22 protein-coding genes and 1 tRNA gene are annotated in these 21271 nt (G+C 60.2%); 14 read left to right on the top strand and 9 right to left on the bottom strand.

The window, feature by feature from the left end; translation table 11 throughout:
- The 8 genes from CYU89_RS09825 to ccsA all read left to right on the top strand — a co-directional run bounded on the left by CYU89_RS09825 (position 1) and on the right by ccsA (position 6147).
- On the top strand, positions 1-642 hold the full coding sequence (locus tag CYU89_RS09825; protein ID WP_296280542.1) for a hypothetical protein: 642 nt from the start codon (positions 1-3) through the stop codon (positions 640-642).
- Positions 639-848: a hypothetical protein gene (locus CYU89_RS09820; RefSeq protein WP_296280539.1), complete on the top strand. Its 210-nt coding sequence runs from the start codon at positions 639-641 to the stop codon at positions 846-848. The genes CYU89_RS09825 and CYU89_RS09820 overlap by 4 nt, the downstream gene beginning before the upstream one ends.
- A gap of 8 nt (positions 849-856) precedes the next feature.
- Positions 857-1159, top strand: coding sequence for a hypothetical protein (locus CYU89_RS09815; RefSeq protein ID WP_296280537.1), 303 nt, complete (start codon positions 857-859; stop codon positions 1157-1159).
- The gene (locus CYU89_RS09810) at positions 1159-3138 is read left to right on the top strand and encodes a hypothetical protein (protein ID WP_296280536.1); all 1980 of its coding nucleotides are present in this window, start codon (positions 1159-1161) and stop codon (positions 3136-3138) included. The genes CYU89_RS09815 and CYU89_RS09810 overlap by 1 nt, the downstream gene beginning before the upstream one ends.
- A gap of 4 nt (positions 3139-3142) precedes the next feature.
- On the top strand, positions 3143-3913 hold the full coding sequence (locus CYU89_RS09805) for a hypothetical protein (RefSeq protein ID WP_296280534.1): 771 nt from the start codon (positions 3143-3145) through the stop codon (positions 3911-3913).
- A gap of 143 nt (positions 3914-4056) precedes the next feature.
- Complete coding sequence (locus tag CYU89_RS09800) at positions 4057-4833, top strand: DNA adenine methylase (RefSeq protein WP_296280533.1); 777 nt, start codon at positions 4057-4059, stop codon at positions 4831-4833.
- Between the two features lie 44 nt (positions 4834-4877).
- Positions 4878-5225 carry a hypothetical protein gene (locus tag CYU89_RS09795; RefSeq protein WP_296280531.1) on the top strand — a complete coding sequence of 116 codons (348 nt, stop codon included), beginning with the start codon at positions 4878-4880 and terminating at the stop codon, positions 5223-5225.
- Positions 5226-5355: 130 nt separating this feature from the next.
- On the top strand, positions 5356-6147 hold the full coding sequence (gene ccsA, locus CYU89_RS09790; RefSeq protein WP_296280529.1) for a cytochrome c biogenesis protein CcsA: 792 nt from the start codon (positions 5356-5358) through the stop codon (positions 6145-6147).
- Between the two features lie 121 nt (positions 6148-6268).
- Here ccsA and radA read toward each other — a convergent pair whose 3' ends face one another.
- Positions 6269-7657, bottom strand: coding sequence for a DNA repair protein RadA (gene radA, locus CYU89_RS09785; protein ID WP_296280525.1), 1389 nt, complete (start codon positions 7655-7657; stop codon positions 6269-6271).
- A gap of 666 nt (positions 7658-8323) precedes the next feature.
- On the opposite strand from radA, the gene CYU89_RS09780 reads away from it, so the two are divergent.
- A complete protein-coding gene (locus CYU89_RS09780; protein WP_296280523.1) occupies positions 8324-8881 on the top strand; it encodes a hypothetical protein in 558 nt (185 codons plus the stop codon).
- A gap of 84 nt (positions 8882-8965) precedes the next feature.
- On the opposite strand, the gene CYU89_RS09775 is transcribed toward CYU89_RS09780, so the two are convergent.
- From CYU89_RS09775 to CYU89_RS09750, 6 genes are all read right to left on the bottom strand, one after another.
- Positions 8966-9238 (bottom strand): hypothetical protein, encoded by a 273-nt coding sequence (locus CYU89_RS09775; protein ID WP_296280521.1) that lies wholly within the window; start codon positions 9236-9238, stop codon positions 8966-8968.
- Between the two features lie 24 nt (positions 9239-9262).
- Positions 9263-9610, bottom strand: coding sequence for a hypothetical protein (locus tag CYU89_RS09770; protein ID WP_296280519.1), 348 nt, complete (start codon positions 9608-9610; stop codon positions 9263-9265).
- 69 nt (positions 9611-9679) lie between these two features.
- On the bottom strand, positions 9680-10345 hold the full coding sequence (locus CYU89_RS09765; RefSeq protein ID WP_296280517.1) for a hypothetical protein: 666 nt from the start codon (positions 10343-10345) through the stop codon (positions 9680-9682).
- Positions 10346-10577: 232 nt separating this feature from the next.
- A tRNA-Thr gene (locus CYU89_RS09760) sits at positions 10578-10653 on the bottom strand.
- 182 nt (positions 10654-10835) lie between these two features.
- Positions 10836-11405: a hypothetical protein gene (locus CYU89_RS09755; RefSeq protein WP_296280515.1), complete on the bottom strand. Its 570-nt coding sequence runs from the start codon at positions 11403-11405 to the stop codon at positions 10836-10838.
- Entirely contained in the window at positions 11402-15676 is a 4275-nt protein-coding gene (locus tag CYU89_RS09750; protein ID WP_296280514.1) for an RHS repeat-associated core domain-containing protein, read from the bottom strand. Before CYU89_RS09750 ends, CYU89_RS09755 begins: the two co-directional genes overlap by 4 nt.
- 308 nt (positions 15677-15984) lie before the next feature.
- Here CYU89_RS09750 and CYU89_RS09745 point away from each other — a divergent pair, with 308 nt between their 5' ends.
- The 5 genes from CYU89_RS09745 to CYU89_RS09725 all read left to right on the top strand — a co-directional run bounded on the left by CYU89_RS09745 (position 15985) and on the right by CYU89_RS09725 (position 18759).
- On the top strand, positions 15985-16284 hold the full coding sequence (locus CYU89_RS09745; RefSeq protein ID WP_296280512.1) for a hypothetical protein: 300 nt from the start codon (positions 15985-15987) through the stop codon (positions 16282-16284).
- 155 nt (positions 16285-16439) lie between these two features.
- Entirely contained in the window at positions 16440-16619 is a 180-nt protein-coding gene (locus CYU89_RS09740; RefSeq protein WP_296280510.1) for a hypothetical protein, read from the top strand.
- A 312-nt stretch (positions 16620-16931) separates the two neighbouring features.
- Positions 16932-17132: a KTSC domain-containing protein gene (locus tag CYU89_RS09735; RefSeq protein ID WP_296280509.1), complete on the top strand. Its 201-nt coding sequence runs from the start codon at positions 16932-16934 to the stop codon at positions 17130-17132.
- A gap of 574 nt (positions 17133-17706) precedes the next feature.
- Positions 17707-18306, top strand: coding sequence for a hypothetical protein (locus CYU89_RS09730; protein ID WP_296280507.1), 600 nt, complete (start codon positions 17707-17709; stop codon positions 18304-18306).
- 186 nt (positions 18307-18492) lie between these two features.
- Complete coding sequence (locus CYU89_RS09725) at positions 18493-18759, top strand: hypothetical protein (protein WP_296280505.1); 267 nt, start codon at positions 18493-18495, stop codon at positions 18757-18759.
- A gap of 1048 nt (positions 18760-19807) precedes the next feature.
- On the opposite strand, the gene CYU89_RS09720 is transcribed toward CYU89_RS09725, so the two are convergent.
- Positions 19808-20368, bottom strand: a complete 561-nt coding sequence (locus CYU89_RS09720) for a hypothetical protein (RefSeq protein ID WP_296280503.1) — start codon at positions 20366-20368, stop codon at positions 19808-19810.
- 59 nt (positions 20369-20427) lie between these two features.
- Positions 20428-21246 carry a hypothetical protein gene (locus tag CYU89_RS09715; protein ID WP_296280502.1) on the bottom strand — a complete coding sequence of 273 codons (819 nt, stop codon included), beginning with the start codon at positions 21244-21246 and terminating at the stop codon, positions 20428-20430.
- Between the last annotated feature and the right edge of the window lie 25 nt (positions 21247-21271).

The following is a 21271-nucleotide window of genomic DNA, read 5'->3' as shown; positions in this document are numbered from 1 at the left end:
ATGAACCTGATCCAGATCCAGCTGCCTGGCTACCCGACCGGTCTGCCCGAAAACATCGAAGTGCGGGACTTCCACGAACAGGACAGCGGCGTATACGTCCGCGTCGTGATGGAGATCGATTTGGCCGTCAAGGCGGCGCATTTCCACATGACCGCGCAGGCATGGGAGATGAACGCCGACGGCTCTTTCAAGCAGGCACCGCTCGGCTATGCCAGCCGCAGCAACAGCACCACGCACACCGTCCACCAGGACACCATCGGCGACACCATCGAGATGGATGACGCGTGGGTGCGCCAGACAGGCGACGTGACGGCCGAGATGCTCAATACCATGCCGCGCTTCGACGGCAGGCCGAACTGGCAGGGCGAGAAGTACGGCGACCTGGTGTGGGACCCCACCGCGCAAGGCGGCGCGGGCCAGGCTTGGCGCTGGCAGGAAGGTTTCGCCGATGGCACCGCGCGTGCCAAGGCCACCGACTTGCTGCGCGTGCTGGCGACGAGCGAAATGCGATCCGGCTTTGCCTTCCGCAAAAAGACCGAGACGCGGTGGGCGGTTAAGCCGGAACTGCCCGTCGCGGTCGAGGCACCGGCACCCACGCTTCCGACCAGTGATCCTTCCGACACAAAGGAGACCGAGGCATGAACCTCACCGTCGTCATCCTGGCTGCGCTCGTCGTCTATGCCCTGCTGGATCTCCATCGCAGTAAGCGACGGATCAAGCAGCTGGAGCAGAAGGTCAACCGGTCTGTTTCAGTCGAGGTCGGCCCCCTCGTGCAGGGCCACGAACGCCGCCTGCAGACGCTGGAAACAAGCGACCGCAAGCGCACCCTCACCGAACTGATGCGATAGGAGCATCCATGATCAGCTACGAACAGTTTCTGGCACTGGCCGAAGGCGAAGACATCCGCGTCCTGAACCTGCTTTCGCAGGGCCAGGTGATCCAGTTCGACAACGCGGCAGATGCCGATGTTATGCAGGCCCGCATTGATCGCCTGGACACTGCGGAGTTCCTTCTGCGTGCGACGCGCCACCGCGACCTGCGTGATGGCGTGCGCTGGCACGTCTTTGAGGCCATCGTTGACCCGGTCGCGTCGACCTACGTGGCTAAGGCTGCCGCCGAACGTGTCGCGCTGAGCCGCGAGCCGCTGCCTGTCGCCTGATGGCCCGCGCATTCGCACGCTTTGCCGCAGCTCCCATCGGCCCCAGCATGGCCGTGCGTGATGGCGGGCTGTCGCTGGTAACAACGGCAGACGGCATTGACGGCAATCGAAACGCGCGTAGCGATGTGGGCTACAGCACGGGCCTGCGCGGCGCCGAGTTCACTCTGTGGGGCGACGCTGATCTCTTCGCCGACATCGGTGTGGTACTGGCGGGCGCGACGTATGCCGCACCGGTCGGACTGATCGGTGTTGCCTGGGCGCTGCACATCGGCCAGATCTACGTCAACGGCGTGTCGGTGGCGAGTGGCCTGCCCGCCGTGGCGAAGGGCGAAATCATCGGCGTGGCCCTGCAGCTCGATGGCGGCTCGCCGACCATTGCGTTCTACAAGGGCAACACGCTCGTCCATGCGCGGGCCATCGCGCCTGGCACCTGGCATTTTGCGGCCACCATCGCACCGCCGACAGCCGGCGGCCTGGTGTGCGTCGTCAACGCGGGTCAATGGCAGGCAGCGACACCTGCAGCTGCTGCTGCCTGGCCAGCGGTAGCGGGCGCCAGCGCGAACGCGAAGCTGTCGGACTGGGACTACCTATCCGCCGCCACCGATGCACCGGCACACGCCCGATATGAGGGTCTGTTGTTGGAAGGCGTGACAACGGGCGCTGAAATCGGCTTCTGGCCCTGGTCGGGCGATCCTCCAGTTCGCAGCGGGAGCGCGACCACGCGCGCCGTCGACGCTGACGGCATTCTGGACGCGCTGGCCATGCAGGATTTGCGTGGCACGCCAGTCGCAATCAAGCTGGGCGAGCGCGATGGCACGGTGGCCGCCGCCGCGACGGTGGCGCGCTACGTCATTGAGCGCATCGAGGTCCAAGGCGACGCGAGCAAGCTGATCATCTTGGCTGACGCACATGACGACCTCGATCTGCCCATCACCCGAGGCCAGTTCCTGCCGAACGTGCCGGCGCTTGCCTGGTCACCGCAGCCCGTCGTGATCGGGGCGGTGGCCAGCGTACCCGGCCTGGTGGCCAACAGCGACGGCACGGTCATGTTCCTGTCCGACTCGCCACTCGCCCATGTGTCGGCAGTGATGGATCGCGGTGACCTCATGGAGGCCGGCACTTTCGCACTGGCGCCCGACTCGCAGCAGCTGACCATGACCAGCCCCCCGGTTGGCCCGGTAGTCTGCGACGTGTCGAGCATCGGTGCCGCCATGCAGCCTGCGACGCTGCTGCAGTTCCTGCATGCCGCCTTCGGCCGAATCGGCAAGACCTCCTGGTCAAGCGCGGACGCAGCCGCCATCGACGCGGCCACTGGCTACGCTGGCATCGGGTACTACACGCGCGAAGGTGGCGACGTTGGGTCTGTGCGCCAGGCGTTGGCCCGCGTGCTGCCGAGCTATGGCGCCTGGTGGTGGCAGGACGATGACGGCACACTGCGCTTCGCGCGGATCATCGCGCCGGAAACCTATGTCGGCGAACTTGCGTTCGAAGTCGAGCGCGGCCACATGGCCAGCGACCTGATTTTCACGCCCGACTATGCGCCGAACCTGACGCGCCGCATGTCCTACCGCCCGAATGCCCAAGCGCTCTCGGCGGCTGACCTGGTCACGGACATGGTGGACGTGCCGCAGGCACGACGCGACGAGCTGACGGCGCTCTGGCGCGGTGTCGCGTACTCAGGCAGTGCGCTGCCTGCGCGCTATCAGCATGCGGACTCCGCAGAGCCGATGCAGTCCGCTTTCTGGCGTGCCCAGGATGCGCAGACGGAGATCGACCGCGTCGTGGGCATGTACGGTGTGCCGCGCTTCTCGATGGTGGCCACATTCAAGGGCGACCCGACGTTCGCGCCGAAGCCAGGCCAGGTGGGCCGCATCACCTATTCGCGATACGCCGAGCTTGCCGGCGGCAAGAAGGTGCTGGTGCGCGGTCGCACGCGCAACCCGGCCACTGGCGACATCACTTTGATTCTGTGGGGTTGAGTCCATGTTGATCGGATACAGCATGCCGGCGGTGAACCTGGTTGCTTTGGCGGCCGGCTCAGCATGGCTCACAAGCGATAACGGCGCGGCATTGTTCGATGGCAAGCCCGCGCGCGCCAGTCGTCTGCAGAGGAGCAGTGGCAATCCGACGATCAACGTCACACTGGCCAGCGCCATCGTTGTGCGCGTTATTGCGCTGTTGGGTCTGAACCTCCCGGAAGGCGTGACGGTCACTGTGGCCGGCACCAGCGGCGTGACGCGCCGCCTGGCCGACGGCACCGTGGCATGCTGGATCGTGATGCCCGTCTCGGCGGCCACCGCCAGCATCAGCGTGGTGATCACCACCGCGCAGGCCGTAGTTCAAATCGGCGAGCTGGTCATCATGCCGGCGGTCGAGGTGGCCCACGAATCGGACTGGTCGGTCAACTTGGTGGACCCCTCGCAGAGCGAGCGAAGCCTGGCTTCGCAGCTCGCGACCAACCCGCGTCAGCCGTACCGCCAACTGACGGCCTCCTTCACGCCAGACGGTCTGGCTGCCGCGCGTGGAGGCGGCTTGGCCAACGGTATGGACTGGGAGCGCCTGCGCTTCGCGCTGACGATGGACAAGCGATGCGCGGTGATCCCGCGCTGGCGCACAACTGCAGGCGATGTGGACGCCGTGGAGCTGTCGCGCACGGCGATCTACGGCGTGGCGCGCGTTGCGGATATTCAGCACCTTCAGGGCGACTTCTACGGAAGCTCCATCGTCGCTATGGAGGTGCCTGCCCTGACATGAAGCAGGGCGACGAGCTGGCACCGGCAAGTGCCAGCCCGCCGCCGCAACACACGCGATCAGCCGCGTGGCATTGGCCCAGGTCCCTGCGCTCCCGCGAGAGCAGGACAAGTCTGGCCACCATCCATCGCACAGGCTGAGAACCCTTGAAGACCAACACGTTAGTACCCTGGCCAGGCGGAAAGAGCCGCCTCGCCGCCCAGTTGTTCCCGCTCTTTGACAACACGCACAAGACCTACGTCGAGCCGTTTGCCGGTGCGGCCGCCATGCTGTTCCTGCGGCCGGAGCCGGCCAGGGTGGAGGTGCTCAACGACGCGCAGCGCGACCTGGTCACGCTGTACCGCGTGGTGCAGCACCATCTGGACGAGTTCGTCCGCCAGTTCCGCTGGCAGCTGGTGGCCCGCGACGAGTTCCAGCGGCTGCTCAAGGCAGACCCGGATACCCTGACGGACATCCAGCGCGCGGCGCGCTTCTTCTACCTGCAGAAGACCTGCTTCGGTGCCAAGGTCACTGGCCGACAGTTCGGCGTCGATCCCGGCAGCCCTGCCCGACTCAACCTGCTTCGCCTGGAGGAAGACCTCAGCGCGGCTCACCTTCGCCTGGCCAGGGTGGTCATCGAGAACATGGACTGGCTGGCTTGCATGCGCCGTTACGACACGGCGGGCACCTTCTTCTTCGCCGATCCGCCGTACTGGCAGACCGAGGGTTACGGCTCGCCCTTCGGCCTGGACCAGTACCACGCTCTGGCGGACCAGATGCGGCAGGCCAGGGGCAAGGTGCTGCTCACGGTCAACGACCACCCGGACATGCGAACGGCGTTTGAAGGGTTCCGCATCCAGCGTTTGAAGACCCGTTACAGCATCGGCCGGACGGCAGAGGCCAAGAGCCAGCAGCGGTTCGAGCTGGCTGTCCGGAACTGGTAGCACCCGGTCGCAGCCGGTGCGCGGGAGGGGGATAGGATGCCGGCATGGACCACCCCCTGCCGCCGGGTTTCACCTTCGAGCCGTTCATCGACGGCCCGAGTCTGTGCCTGGACGGCGAGCGTATCGCCTTCGCCTGCCCGGCCAACCTCGACCCCGGCGCCCCGTGGCGGCTCTGCCTGTCCCCCCGGCGCACGCCCCGGTACGAGTTCCTGGCCAGTGAGGAGGCCTGCCGGCGGTACATGGCCGGCTGGGCCAGGCAGTGGGAGGCCGAGATCCGGGAGCGCTGCCAGGGGCATCTGACCGGCTGGGAACACCTGGCGAGGTCGGGCGGGCCGGTCCCCGAGGGGCGGCACCCGAGGCCCCGATCCAGGCGGGGCGCGAAGATCCTTTAAACCGGGGTCTTTCTACGGTCGAACTGGGGTCAAGCCAGCGTTCGCAAACCAAGTGTCCGAATTTCGCAAACCAAGTGTCGCCTTACATTCGCCCCTGCGCCGGCGCCGCCCGCTGTGCGACACTTCCCCGATGACAGTCATTCTCATCGCCGTTGCGCTCTATATGCTCGCCGCCGGCCTGCTGGTCCGCTCCGTGGCCCGCGACACCGGCGAGGCCTCGCGGCCTTGGGTGTGGCCTGCACTCGGCGCGGTGGTGCTGCACGGCGCCTACCACCTGCTGGTGGCCTGGCGTACGCCCGGCGGTCCGGACATGCATTTCTTCGCCGCGCTCTCGCTGGTGGCGCTGGGCATGGCGGCCATGACGCTGCTGGTCGCCATCCAGGGCCGGATGGCCGCACTGGGCGTGGTGGCGTTCCCGCTGGCGGCCGTCCTGCTGGCGGCCTACCACTTCTACGGCCACCAGGCCTCCAGCGGATTGGACTGGCGCCTTCAGCTGCACGCCTGGCTCGCGCTGCTGGCGTACGCGGCGCTGGCCATCGCCGCGCTGCTGGCCGTGATGCTGTGGGCGCAGGAACGCGCCCTGCGCCGGCGCGAATTCCACCTCTGGCTGCGCGCCCTGCCCCCGCTGACGGAACTGGAAGACCTGCTGTTCCGCACGATCACCGTAGGCTTCATCCTGCTGACCGCCACGCTGCTGACCGGCGTGCTGTTCGTGGAGAACTTCCTGGCCCAGAAGCTCAGCCACAAGACGGTGCTCAGCGTGCTGTCATGGCTGGCGTTCGGGGCGCTGCTGGTCGGCCGCTGGCGCTATGGCTGGCGAGGCGTGAAAGCCGTCCGCTGGACCCTCGCCGCGATGGCGCTGTTGCTGCTGGCGTTCTTCGGCAGCAAGTTCGTCTATGAAATGGTGTTGAGGCGCGCGTAACCGCCCGCTTCCAATGTGGGAGCGACGTGAGTCGCGATCGCGAGGCCGGCACTCGCGACACGGTGTCGGTGGACTCAGTCCTACTGTCGCGACTTACGTCGCTCCCACAACGTTTGCTCCCCTACTCCGCCGCCGCCTCCAGCGCCTGCGACAGCCGCTCCACTGCGACGACTTCCAGGCCCTTGAACGTGCCCGACTTCGGCGCGTTGCCCTTGGGCACGATGGCGCGCTTGAAACCGTGCGTGGCTGCCTCGCGCAGGCGCTCCTCGCCGTTCGGTACGGGGCGAATCTCACCGGACAGGCCCACTTCGCCGAAGGCCACGGTCTTCTCAGCCAGCGGACGATCGCGCAGCGAGGACAGCACCGCCAGCAGCACTGGCAGGTCGGCCGCGGTTTCCTGCACGCGGATGCCGCCGACGACATTCACGAACACGTCCTGATCGCCCACCACCACGCCGCCGTGCCGGTGCAGCACGGCCAGCAACATCGCCAGGCGATTCTGTTCCAGGCCCACCGCCACGCGACGCGGATTGGATAGCGGCGAGCTGTCCACCAGCGCCTGCACTTCCACCAGCAGCGGGCGCGTGCCCTCACGGGTGACCATCACGCAGCTGCCGGGCTGCTGCGCACTGCCGGAGAGGAAGATCGCCGACGGGTTGGGCACTTCCTTCAGGCCCTTCTCCCCCATCGCGAACACGCCGAGCTCGTTCACCGCGCCGAAGCGGTTCTTGAATGCGCGCAGCACGCGGAAGCGGCTGCCGCTCTCGCCTTCGAAATACAGCACCGCATCGACCATGTGTTCCAGCACGCGCGGGCCGGCGATGCCGCCTTCCTTGGTCACGTGGCCGACCAGGAACACGGCCGTGCCGGTCTCCTTGGCATAGCGCACCAGCCGCGCGGCGCTCTCGCGCACCTGGCTGACGGAACCCGGCGCGGCGGTCAGCGATTCGGTCCACAGGGTCTGCACGGAGTCGGCGACGATCAGTTTCGGCCGCGCCACCGAGGCGTGCTGCAGGATGGTCTCGATACCGGTCTCGGCCAGCGCCTGCAGGTTGTCCAGCGGCAGGTCCAGGCGCACGGCGCGGCCGGCGACCTGGGCCAGCGATTCCTCGCCGGTGACGTACAGGGCCGGCAGGCTGGCCGACATCCGGGCCAGCGCCTGCAGCAACAGGGTGGATTTGCCGATACCGGGGTCACCGCCCACCAGCACCACGGCGCCCTCCACCAGGCCACCGCCCAGCACGCGGTCGAACTCGCCGATGCCGGTGGTCACGCGCGCTTCTTCGCTGTGGCGCACGTCCTTCAGGGCGGTGATCTTCGGGGCCTCGGCCTTGCCGGCCCAGCCGGAACGGCGGGCGGCGGGCGGTGCGCCGGCGGCGGTTTCGAGGACGATCTCGCTGAGGGAATTCCACGCCCCACAGTCGGCGCACTGGCCCTGCCATTTGCTGTGGTCGGCCCCGCATTCGGTGCAGACGTAGGCGGTACGGGACTTGGCGGAGGTCTTGGCCACGGGGAACCTGTCGAGACGGCGAGCGGCTACTGTATCGGCCCGCCGTCTCCGCGGGCGAGACCCGGAATAACAAAGACGAGAAGAGCAACCACCATTTCCTGAGATTTGGTATCTAGCGCCGACGAGGAGGCGCTGGGATTGCCCGCCCCGGCGGCCGGAACATCACGCGCTCTTCGTCAGCCACGCGCTTGCAAGCCTCCACGTGCGCGATCAGGGGGCATGCACCGCCAACCAGCCGACCACCTCAGGGTCACCCGAGGCGGCAGCCTCACGGACCTCACGCAGCCGGCGCCAAAGCGAGTGGAAGTGCGCATATGTCGGGGTGCCTCCCCGGGAAAGTGAGGAGGTCAAACCGCTGTGGTGTTGGAGGAGGGCCAGGGTTGCAGCCAGGTCATGCATGAGGGGATCCTTGCGGTGGGGTATGGGGGGAAATGGGGATGCTCGCTCTATCGAGACCCCATCGGATTTTTTGCAGAATCGGCGTACCTACGACATGAGGCCGCGGTGATATCACTCGGACGAGACTGGACTCAGCAGAGGTGCCGAGAGGCGCTAGAGCAGATTGAGATTTGCCGCGCATTGCTATCACCGGCCGTGCCCTGCTGTCGCCGACATGATTTCGCCAGATGCGCCTGCGACTTGGGCTTAGAGCACCACGCGAGCATCGTGTCGCTCGTCCAGTTGGATGCCTTCGGTTCGGCAGCAGCACTGCTCCGACCGTTGCTGGAAGCAACGGCAGCAGCGTGGTGGCTCACCTATGCCGCTACTGATGAAGTCATCCTAGGCTTGCCTATCGATCCAGTGGAAGGTCAGCTGGATGATCTTCCATTGCTTGGGGATATGGGCAAAGACTTGCAGACACATTTTCCGCCGATAGCGAAGATCGTGGAAGGCTTTGCCAAGAAGGGATCGCGCACTTCTAAATGGCTCCACCAGTACACCCATGGTGGGACCCCTCAACTACTTCGAAGGCGCCCCGCAGGCTTCTGGACTAACGCTGATGTCAGCCTGACTCTGGTGCGTGCGGACATCTTCGGACTAGCCGCTGCTGCCGTGGATCTCGCTAGGGCGGACAACACACGCCTAGCCGCCTACCTATATCCACGCCGGGATCGTATAGGTGATGACTTACACTACATCTTCGGTGCCGAGAAGATCGCCCCACAACCACGCAGCTTTCCTGCACCCAGCGCGACCTGTTGCGGCGCACCGATATTCAAGTGAGCGCACTGCAACAAAGAACTGGCATTTCAGCCCAACGAAGATGCGATCTTTGCCGGTGGCGCCATAGAGCTAAGCGCAATCAAATCACGCACGAATCTTTCTTGCGAAGAGGTCGAATGCGTTCAGGTGTCGCTTGACGATGTCGTCGCAGTCCGCTTCTGGCATGTTCGTCTCGATGCTTACGATGCCATCTGCTATGGCCACGACTGCGTCGGTACCGGCAAAGCATCCATCAATGTGAGCGAAGAACCACTCTCGATTCCGCTGGACCTCTTCGTAAGACAATAGCTCCCGAAAGGGATCCGCCCGAGTCGGTCCGGAGTACTCGTAGTAGGGCTCGTATTTGTAGCTGGGCATAGGAGGCTCCTTTGGCACGCCGATTCAAGATCTCGCGTACGGGAGGATAAGGGGCACCGTGAAGCTCACCCTACTGATTGAGGAGCTTTCAGCCTTGGACTCCCCCGAGCTGCCGAGATTAACCGCGCCTGCGAAGATGCCTATTCCACCTTTCGTCCCGGTCCCGGAGTTCACAGTTAGGGCCACATCAAATGAAACCACGTGTACGGCCGAACCCGAACCCCAGAGTATGCCGTGGCGACTCAACTCCTTGTGCTCGCTGGTGATGTGCGGATTGACCGCTCCACCCAGCTCTTTGATTCGGGCGCTAGAGTCACTGACTCCCTCGGCGATCTGCACTAGGGTTTGCGATATGAAGTCTTTCAAGTCCATCGATAGATCCTCGCATCTTGTTTTCGCACAGCCGGACCACCGCGATCAGGGGCGCATGGGAGCTTCAGTCTAGGCTGCAGGGAAAGTAGTTTTTGCTCTGGCGTCACGCGTCAATCGAATGATTTCGTCAGGCGTCGCTAGAGTGGTGACCGCTTGACGATACGACTCCAACGCCTGCTGAAGTGCATCGACCTCGCGCTGGATCTTATCCATGTGAAGGAGATCTCCTTCCTCCCCAGCCATGATACTGACGTAGCGGGCCTGTTCCTCTGGCGAATCGATCACGATGCCCCTGAAGAACAGTGCGGCGCCGATTCCGTGAAGTGAGGTCGCTCGATCAACCTTCGATCCCAGCACGTCATAAAGGCGCTCGCGCAGATCTGGTGAGACGACGTCCATGAACTCTTGGCTGTAGACCATGCTAGATACGCCCATAAGTCGGGCCGTCTGACGCCGAAGCGACCGATTCCACTTCGCCAAGCGCTCTTCCGCCAAGGCTGGCTCAAGACTTTGGATAACTTGAACTGGGTTGGGCTTCGCATCTTCAACCAGGGCAGCACCTTCCTCTGCGGCATCCTTCAGCAAGAAGTAAGTCCGCAAAAGGGTTGCGATGGTCTCCTCGCGCTCCTTGCTCGCCTTCCGTCCGCGAAGGTCTGCAACCGTCGATTTGAGGACGTCCAAGAAAGCAACCAACTCCCCAAACATCAGCCCCTCCCCCGCGTCGCCCATAGCCACTACCGCGCCCTTGCAGTAGCGATGCGACTGGCAAGGATCTTAGGAGCATGCGCAACTTGGGCACAACGCCCGCCCAGCCAAAGGATGGCGAACCCAGCAGGGATCGGCCAGAGCGCAAGAAAAACGGGCCGAAGGGAGATCCCTTCGACCCGGTTCTATGTACTAGAGCGCTGTACTAGATCACCCCACCAAAACCAATCTAAGTGATTGATCTGGAAGCCATTTCTATAGGTGGTGCCGGAAATAGGAATCGAACCTACGACCTACGCATTACGAATGCGCCGCTCTACCAACTGAGCTATTCCGGCGGAGCCGCGAATTTTAGGGGTTGGGGTGGGGGCGGGTCAATGCGGGGGTGTTGGGATGGGCTGTAAGCCTTTGGGAAGCCGGGGTGGGTGGGTGGTGGTGAGTTGTGGCTGCTTAAGCGTGATGTCCGCCGCACGGGCGAGCTCCTGTGTTCGCTCCGCAAACTTCATTTCAACCACTGGGATTAACCACCACCCTGCGGAGCGCTTCCCAACAAGCGACCCGTAACGACGGACCACTCGTCTAAAAGCTGCTGTGCCCCAGCCTCCCCCCCCACAAGCAAGGCAGAGTTCATTCTGCCAATTCGTTCTCGAAGCACCTTCGATATGGGCAAACCAATAAGAGCGCCAAGTGCATGCTTTGCCATCGAGAAGTCACCTAAACGAATAAGAGAAATATACTTAACCCAGCCAGCGTAATCACCCGACAAACCTCTCTGGTCAATATACTTCACGAGATCACACGGCGATTTTACGTGTGCGAGCTTCTGAAGATAAACTTCATAAGCCTGCGAAAGGTTCGTAGCACCCTCTTCACCGACAGAAATCCTCTCACCTAGAGACATATGCAAGAACGTATTTTCGTCGTAAACAGGAAGAACGAAAGTCCAAAAATAAGTGGATGTCGGTGTCTTGTCGATTGCAATTCCGGACACAACATCATCATTTCGAAAACCGATAAGAAAGTTTCCGAAGACGTGCATACCTCTTTCTTTCGCGATTCGCTTTATCGAACGCCCCCCAGAAATTGTCATCTCCGCCTACCAACTCCCTCGAGAATTCCGCACAGTACAGTTCCTTCTGGAAGATTGTCGTAATAATCCCGAACTTCCCCGGACGACAGCTGCGCTGCGCCCGACTTCAGCTCAATCACATAATTAGGCGCATTTGTGGCCCCAAACACACCATCCGCACGAACGGAACCGGGCGTCCCATACGGAACGACGAAACCATTCCTGTAAGAAACCTCGGCGCTATAGGGGCCTCCTAAAGCTGTGACGTTAGCTGCGAACTCCGCATGAATCGCCGTTCCTCGGATCACGCTGAAGGGCCAAATACTATGGATAGGGTAATATGGATTCGACGAATACGCATCTTGTGCTGCCTCGGCAAATCCAGACATACCGGGCAACAGACTGCATACCGAAGCCTCCTCGCACAAACCAAGCGGATCAATGCCGGAGACCGGATTTCCACTCACATACCCGTAAGTGTTCAAACCCCCACCCAATCCAATCGGGTCCGACTGCGTATACCGCCCCAGTCGCGCATCGTAATACCGATTGACGTTGTACCAAAGCCCCGTTTCCTGATCGTAGTACTGCCCCGGGAAGCCGATGTTCAGCCCCCCGATGCTGTCCAGCGTCACCGTACGGTCAAACGCATAGTTGCTTGCACGCCACACCACGGCCTTGGCGTTGTTGGTCACGATCTCAGGGCGACCCAGATGATCGGTATGGATCATATTGATCTGACCACCACGAATCATGGCGATGGGCGTTCCGTCCAGCAGCCTCGCGTAGTGCGTCCATCCACCATTGAACTCACCCAACAGCTGCGACTCCGGGCCATACGTGAACCAATGGTCCGGGCCAGCCCCCGCCTTCTTGTGCACGCGGTGACCGAATGCATTGGTTGCGTAGGTCGTGGTGACCCCCGCCTTGGTGGCCGTCGCCAGCTTTCCGAACACGTCGTAGGTGTAGGTGATGCCGTCGCCACTGAGGGTGTTTCCTGCGCCGTCATAGCTGTAAGACGCTGGACGAGAACCGGTAATCGCATCCAGCCGGTTACCCGTCGCCGACGTTGCATACCCATCCGTCGCGCCGGCCCAGGTATGACTCGTGCGATTGCCATTGGCATCCCAGCCAAACCCCTGATTGGCACCACTTGCCGTGACCGAGGTCAGGCGCGCCATCGGATCGTAGCCATAGACCTGACTTAGACTGCCAACGACATAGTTGGTGATGCCCGTCATCCGGTTCACGTCGTCGTAGCTGTAAGCCAAGTGCTGGAGGTCAATGCCGCCATCCTTGGTGCTGATCTCGGCGCGGCGACCATTGAGGTCCCAGTCCTGCGCTCGCACCAGGCCATTGCCGTAGTTCCAGCTGCGTTGTCCACCGAAGGGCATATGTGCCATATCCGTGGCAACGTTGTAAGGCGTCCCACTGAGGGTCACGGTTACTGCCCTTAGGGCACCACTGACATAGCCGTAGCCCACGCCGACACTGCCCGGATAGCCGATACCGGTCATTCGACCCGCGTTGTCGTACACATAGGAGTGAACCGCTGATCCGCCTGCCGGCATCATGCTGGTGTGCGAGGCGAGCTGGCCTTGGTCGGTGTAGGTGTACGTCGCGCTGCCGGTCGGGTCCGTCGCTTGACACAAACGGCCCATGCCGTTGGTGCACGTGTCCCACGTGAACGTCTGGACTTGGCCGCTGGCCGTGGCAGATGTGGGGCGCGACAAAGAGTCGTACCCGAACGTCACCAGTTGACCTCGCGCATCCGTGCTGGTGGCCCTGCGTCCAATGCCGTCGTACGTATGCGTTGTCGTTCCAGTGTCGGGACTTACCAGCGTCAGCAGTTCGCCAAAGCCGTTGTAAGCGTAGGTCGTACTCTTGCCCCGTGGATCGGTGACTGACGCCAGTCGACCCAGCACGTCGTAAGCCAGCGACGTTGTGTTGGTCAACGCATCGGTCCTGCTGGCCATGCGCCCATGGGAGTCGTACAGGAATATTTCACCAACGCCGTCTGCGTTGACCCAACTGGCGAGACGACCACTACTGTTGTAGTCGTAGAGGATCTCTTGCCCGTAGTTTCCTACACTACGGGCCAAGAACCCGGCTGTGTCGTACTCGTACTGTTGATCAGAAGTCACCAACAATGTGCCTGTGATCGTGGCCGAGTATCCGGCCTGCTGCCGGACCACCTGACCCAGCGCATTGTAGGTAAGGACGAGTCGATCAAATGTGGCACCGGTACCGTAATAGACGCTTGCACGTACTACTTCCGTTCGTCGTCCGATAGCATCGTAGACAAACGTGGTCGTCACCCCAGTCGGGTCCGTCGTCGTGGCCAGTTGATTGTCCGAACGCCAGGTATTGGTCCATATCTTATCCCCGCTGGACGATTCGACCTTGGTAGTGAGATTGCGACCCAGGGCGTCCCAGGTGTAGCGCGTCGAGAGGCTGTTGGGATCAATCACCCTACCGGGCAGCCCCAAGCCGTCATGATCGCTCCACGTAGTGAGGTGGCCGAGGCCGTTACTCATGGAAGTAAGGTTGCCCGCGGTGTCGTACTGATAGACAACGGCATCGCCCGTACCCGCCAATGGACCATCCACCGTCACAGTCTGGATCATGCGATTGGTGCGTATGACGTAGCTGTAGGTCGTGGTGCGCTTGCTGCCCGACGTACAATTCGGCGCACATACGTCCACCTGCTGCAACAACCTCGCCTTGGCCGGATCGGTATCGGGGTAGTAGGTGTAGACCGTCTCCGCCTGAATGCTGGCGCTATTGCCGTAATACGACTCCCGCGTCATTAAATTGCGTGCGGTGTCCCAGCCATAGGTCGTCTTTTGCTGGTTTGCGATGCTGCTTCCCGGCGCCGGACCAACGCCTGTTCGCTTCTCCTGCAGTTCTCCACGGTCATTCCATGTGTAGAAGGTCTGGTTGCCAGCAAAGTCTGTTTCAGCGCTGATGTAGCCCCGGGTGTCGTAGCTGGTGGCCGCCGACGAAGCCGGACACGCGGTGCTGGCTGGGCGACTGATTGACGAAAGACGCTTAATGCCCTTAACCGTTGAATAGTTGTAGCGAACCGTATGGCCAAGCGCATTCGTAACATCGGTGTAGTTGGTGCCGTAGACGAAGGTATCTCGCTCGCTCCCGCCTTCTAGACCCGACCAATCGACTCGGCCATCGGCCTTGTACGCGTAGCGCGTCTTGCGCACGCCATCAATCGAGTAACCCGTCAAGGCATTCGGGTGCGTCGTACTTTCGTAGTGATAAGTCTTGACACCGAGGCCATCAGGGTACGTCACCGACGTCAGCCGACCACTGGTATAGCCATAGCTAAAGACCTTACCGTTCGGTGCGGTAATCGTTGCAATCCGGGCGCTCGCGTCTGAATACGCAAGCGTCAGCTGGCGACCGGACGTGTGAGTGATGAGGTTGAGCCGGTTCGTCCCGTCATAACCGTACACATAGCCAACCCCACGCTTGTCCCGCTGCGTGAGCATTCGACCCGCGTAGTCGTAGGTCTCGACAACGCCGGATGTGGCGTTCAGGGTGAAGGTGTCGTAGTAGGTGCTGTCGTAGTATTGGGCGGAAATCCAACTGGTTGAATCCGGGCGCGAGTCGTCATAACGACCTGTCGCGGAATTCCACGTGTAGTCATAGCTTTGGCCGTCGCTGCCATGCCGGGTGATCTTCGTATACCGCACTTGCCCGGGGCGCCGGAGACAGGGCGACGAACCGGGGACACATGCAAGCATTCGACCGATGCAGGGGACACCGTCAGGGCCTTCACCGCAGACTTCCAGAAAGTCAGGATTGGGCGTCATTGACAGCGTGTCGCCAAATGACCAGGTCCATCCTGGCCCGAAGCGATAGCCTCCGTAAGCCTTCGTGTACTTGCGGACAACAGAAAGATCGCCCGTGCTCGTCGTGAAGTCGACTTCCTCGAGGATCTTGTTGCCCGAAGCGATCACGACCGGATGCGGTGATGCGCAGTCGTTCTGAGTAGGAGTGTCATTATTGCTTTGGGAGGCTCGAGCGTTGCCACCGCTGCCCGAAATGAGGTCTCGCCATAACCGATTGCCACCATTGGGCATACAAGTCTTGGTTTTTCCGTCGGTGCTCGTCCTGACAAGCGTGGTGCCAGGTGGGCAATACCCAACGGATTGAACCCTTCCGGGTGTAGGTATGTCGTCGTTCGCTCGCGCCGTGCCAATCGGCATGCCTAGAAGCAGAAACAAAAAGACAGGCCAGAACGAGATCATGATGATCTTTTGGGACTTGCACATCACTCCGCTCCCTTCCAGCCCTCTGCAGGCCAGAGTCCATGCGTCCACCACCCCGGTGGGACACCCCTTGTGGCGAACCTACTCCTGGGAGGAGTGCCTTGGGAAGCGGTCAATCTGGTAAGCGTATGTACCTGTGTAGTCCGGCCTTGTCAGGAACTTCGCTTGTATGGAGTGAGCCCAAAACCCACTCCAGTCTGACTCACTCAGGACCTTCGCTGCGGTTGCGTTGTAGGACTTCCAGTGCTTGCGGCACGATCACACCCATACCGCGTTGCCTCGCCCATCAACCGGAACCTTGGAATCGTCCTATGCGCACATTGGTCATTTTTGTCGTCAGCGCGGTCCTGTTGGCGTCGTGCTCCATGGATCGCGAATCGACATTGGCCGCGCCAGGGAAGTACTTCGCATCCAACAAGTCGGGGGCATCAGCCGACTACGGGATCATCAAGTTCGGCAACCCTGACGACCACGTCATTACGGTGCACGGCTTCATGGATGACGCCGCTTCCTGCAAAGAGGTCGTTGAGGCATTGAACGCAAACGCCTGCAAAGAGACCAACGGCCAGCAATGCATGAATCCCTATTCGTGCATTGCCTTGAATGAGTAGCTGACGCATCGCTCGGCACTACACGCATTTACCAAACCCTGAACGCACTTGACGCCCATCACATTCGGGCGGAGGATCGCCTTGGGCGCCGACAGGGGTGAGCGCGCCGCATTCGTTAGGGGCCAGAAATGCGAATTCGGTATCGCAAGCCAAGCTTGAAGACTCTCTTGGGCGCGACTGCCGTCAAGAAGAAGCTTAAGCGCAACCTCGGGGTCTATCAGGTCACCCGCGTGCTGAATGCACCCGAGAACGCGAAGCGCCGGACAAAGCGAGCGATGGGGCTTGAGTCTTCGGCTGCGAAGCTTTTCCGCTTTACCGCAAAGCTATTCAAGTAACGCTTCCCGACCACCTTGAATATTCCCCGGAGGATTTATGGCTAAGAACGAGAAGACTTCGACCCATATCGCTTCGAAAGCGTCTGCAGTTCTTCGCAGCCCGAACTCAAGCAAGGCTGCGAAGTCTATTGCAGGCAGTGCCTTGGCACAGACCGGCACCGGAAAGACGACATCCCCCAAGATCGCAACCAAAGCATCAAAAGCACTGGATAGCAGTCAAACCGGTAAGGCAAATAAGGCAATCGCTGGAAGTGTGCTCACGCAGAAGCCAGGGAAGCGTCGATAAGCAACGACGACAAGGAGGAACAACGCATGGACATGATTCGTGTAAGTTCATCGGCCATATCAGCAATTGGCTACGACGAGCGGATGATGCGGATGCGCATTCGCTTCATACAGGGCGATACATATGACTTCTGCGGGGTTCCGGCACACATTTTTCAGGGCCTGCTGAACGCCAGATCCAAAGGCACCTACTACAACGACCATATCCGCGACAGGTACCAATGCTAATCCGCTCTTAGGTACCAAGAACATGCGCGCGAGATCGAAGGGGACTACAGGATTCTGGATAATCGGGGGCTTCATCCTGATTGTCGCAATGTGCAGGGCCGACAAGGATGACCACCGCAAGCAGGACACCACCCCAGTCATCCCCGCGACAACCTCGTCGCTACAGGCACAAGCACCAATAGCCGAGCCGGCTGAACCAATGTACGTTGCGACGAGTTCGCTCAACCAGCGTTCTTCTCCCAACGGAGCCGTAGTGGATAAGTCTACTGGTGGTGATTCGGTCCACGTATACGAACGCAGGAACGGCTGGGCCCGCATCACTCCTACGGGATCACCAGAACGCTGGGTGTCATCGAAGCTGCTCTGCTCAGGGCTTGGTTGCTATTCACCCAGGCCAAAACCACGCACCAACTACCAGCCAGCCCGATCCAACTATTCGAATAGCAACTGCCCCTGTTCGGGCAATCGGGTGTGCATTGGCCCTCGTGGTGGACGCTACTGCATAACCTCGGGTGGTCGGAAGCGATACGGCGTCTAGACCAACTTTCCAATCGTCATTGAATGGGAGCAACTAATGCCACGCATCACGCTTACTGACTTCATTGATGTAGTCACCAAGTCCGGTAGCCCGAAAGCGACAAAGGTGGCCCAACTTAAGAACAGGGATGTTTACGATCCTGCCACAGACTTCTACAAGGCCTTTCGCGAAGGGCTTGTGTTGATTCATAAGAACGGGGGCTCCAAGGACGAACTAGCCTCCTTGGCTAAGGGCCTTAAAGACCCCAAGAAGCTCGCAAACTACCCGCTTATGATTAAAGGCTACAAGAAGTGGTGGGGCAACAAGTCCCTAGCTTGGTTCAATCCGCCTGGAAGCACTTACTCACAGGCCGGCTTTGATGTAGCAGTGAATCCAGAAATCGGACTGACTATCAACGGTCAACGTCATGTGCTGAAGCTGTTTCTTAAAACGGATCCGCTCACGAAGACTCGGGCGGACCTGATCGTCACACTAATGGCGCACGTACTTGGACCCATGGATAAGACAGATACTGAGTTCTGTGTTATTGACGTTCGCAATGGCAAATCCTACAGCCATTCGTCTACTAGTAAGAATTTCAAGCCGATGGTAGATGCCGAGCTTTCATACATTGCTTCGCTATGGCCGCATGTCTAGTCCTGCACGTCCACCGATAGAACGGGTTTCGCACTGGTGCATCTAACAACAGCCAATGGCAGGAAGGCTCTCCTCGAGTTCCTTCGGAACCTGACACCTCAAGTTCTACTCGTGTCGTGCGCCTTTTACTTTTACGTGCAATGGTCCGCAGGGAAAAGCGTGTGGGCATTCGCTCTGTTTCTTAGCTTGACCGGACTCGCCATTATGGCCGCGTTTGCAAACATTGACTCCTTCTTGGAAGGCGCCTTCAGCCAGTCCGAATGGGTGGCAAAGCAACGCGATGACCTGGCTGATAAGGGCATTCTACGAAGAATTTTTCGCCTGACGATGCTGATTGCCCGACACAAGCCAGTTACGCTCATTGAACTAATCGTCGCACTGGTCGTGATCTATGGAGCGTCAATTACGCTGCTTACGACTGCTATCGCGACAGTCAAGCGGATGTACTCCTGACGCTGGCTGCCCTGTATGGAGTGCATCCAGCACATCCTCCACTTCGGCTCACTCGGGGCAGCGCTCCAAGCACCGTTCTAGGACTTCCATGCCCCGTAATGCGGATGATCCGCACCGACCAACAGACTTGGCATTGTTAAGTTTCAGATGTCCGAGTAATGCTATGCCCCGTCTTGCTATAAAGAGCTTTCGACGATCCATCCATGGCTTTCAACCGGACCGCATAGCCCAGCTCGAATACGTACCGATAGACTTCCTCGATATCATCAAGCTGCACTTCGAACTTCGCCCTACTATTGCCGGCTCGGGCTTCTGCCACACGGAACGTGTGCCGGCGTGTTACCTGATCTCGCTGCCTGTAGGGGTAAAGACGCTTTCCGTTCTTGTGTTCGAACCAGAACCGCGTACTGATTGAATCTGCTGTCATGGATCGAGTCGTGTAGGCGTAGGACGAGGACCATCCTCACTAAGATCATACGACAGAGCGGCGCATACGCGATGCGTCGCCCCAAGCGCTGGATCGATGCCCTACCCCCTTACGGATCAAGCACTACCGTACCGCACCAACGCCCCTGCCCGCTTCGGATGACATCCCTTAAGCCGGGGCCGACCAGTCTGGGCCCCGTAAGCTGGAGATACCCTTGATGTGACCCACTTCGGGGATGCGCCCCAAAGCGTACCAATCGCTCCCTGGCGCGTTCCGACACATGAAGCACTATCGGCGCGTCAGGCAAGACGGAACGCCCCAGGTGCGCTCTGGCTGCGGTCTAGCGGTCGCCTGCTGCTTTCGCTTCGCCCTGCAAAGCTGCGCTGCTGGTAGCAAGCTGGGCAATGCTGTCACTGGGGGCTTCGAGTCAGTGGTGAAGCCACAAGGATCGAACTTCCGAACTCGTCCTTGCGAACGACGCATTCCCCATTGAGCCTTACAGGGCCAAGTCCTTTCGGATCATCAGGATGACCGTTCCAGTCTGCCTTTGCATGCGCGCCTAAGTGGTCGCGAAGCCGAGGGCGAGCGATGTGCGTCGGGCTCGTTTGCGCGGCCAGGCGCTCAATCATATTGAATGCCGGTGAGCTTGCTACGACCGCTGATCTCGTGGGCGTCGGTACCCCGCGTGTACCTTTCGTAGCTCCAAACCGCATAGAGCGTATGGATGCCAGGGTTTTCAATGGCGTTCAGGTCACAGGCATAAAGATCCAAGAAAAGCTGTTCAAGATACTTGGAAATTCGATTGCTACATTCGTAAAAGCCCACGTACAGATGGTCGCTTCCGGCAAACTTGTGCTTGATGTGTTCTTTTACCCTTTCCTCAGCAAAACCCTTCCCCACGTAGACGCAACGCAATGTATGGGTATCGTGGTCATCGCATTCGTCGAAGTCGACCCATAGGTGGTAAATGCCGTTCTTATCATGCAAGCCTCGCACGAAGTCGTTGTGAGTCAAGTCCTCTAGCCGGAACTCTGGCACCAATGGTACGAGCGTGCCGAATTTGCTCTTATTGACTATCTCGTCCACCGTAGGTGGGTTGATAAGCTCGGCTGATGCCACCTTGTCAAATAGCGTGTAGTCAGGGTTCTGGCAATAGAAATCTTGGTCTTCACACTTCGGCATGGCTAGTCCTTTGGCGATCAACTAACTTCACAAAATTCCTTCTAGACGACAAGGTGTGGTCAGAAAGGAATGTCCTCGTCAACAAAATCGTCGAGGACGGGAAGTTTTGCGTTACGAGTAGTGATAGTTCTACTCACTTGCGCTGGCGGCTTGTTGAGTACGAACAATGAATCATTGTTCTCAATCCAGTTCCATGCGGCATCGGTCAGCTGGATAACGTCATGAAACCCCCATTCGCCTTCCTCTTGGCTAACTTGAGCAAAGGACTTTGTGGCCAGCCGGCGGATGGCGAGTTGGGCGCCCAATGCGGTCACGCCCTGCTTTTCGACTAACTGTTTTACATTTCGCAAGCCAACGGTTGCGAGAGGCTGATCTGCTTCCGTGGCAATCGCTGCAACGACCACTACTTCGACATGTGACAAGCCGTGGACGCCGGATACAAGGTCGCTTTCAGCAGCTTGCTTCATGATTTCCGCTTTCGAAAGGCGAGCTTGTATGGTGCTGACTATCTTTTTCCCAAGTTCCTGAAAATCGCTTGCCGATTCCGTCTTGTAGGTGATGATGCTTCTATGTCGGATATCGAAAGGGAACGGAGTGTGTCGTTCCTCGGAGCAGATCATGATGACTGGCTTTCCCAATGCCATTGCGTAGCCAAGTTCATACCAAACATTCGGATTGTCCGACGTAATTTCAGCCAAACACGCAGAAGCATTCCGAATCCCATCCTCGATTGAAGCTATGAGGACGTCTGCTGATGGATCGCCATCAACGCGATAAGGTTCTAGGTCCGCAGCACGGATAGCTGGCTCAAAGCAGTCTTTGTAGCGCTTGTCGAACTTTGCCCGATCAAACGGCTGAATTACGAAGCATGTACCCATAAGTTAGGTTCCTAAGCTGGCCCGA

The sequence above is a fragment of the Pseudoxanthomonas sp. genome (assembly GCF_002863005.1).
Taxonomy (GTDB): domain Bacteria; phylum Pseudomonadota; class Gammaproteobacteria; order Xanthomonadales; family Xanthomonadaceae; genus Pseudoxanthomonas_A.
The sequence above is the reverse complement of the archived record's forward strand: the minus strand, read 5'-3'. Positions and strand labels throughout refer to the sequence as shown.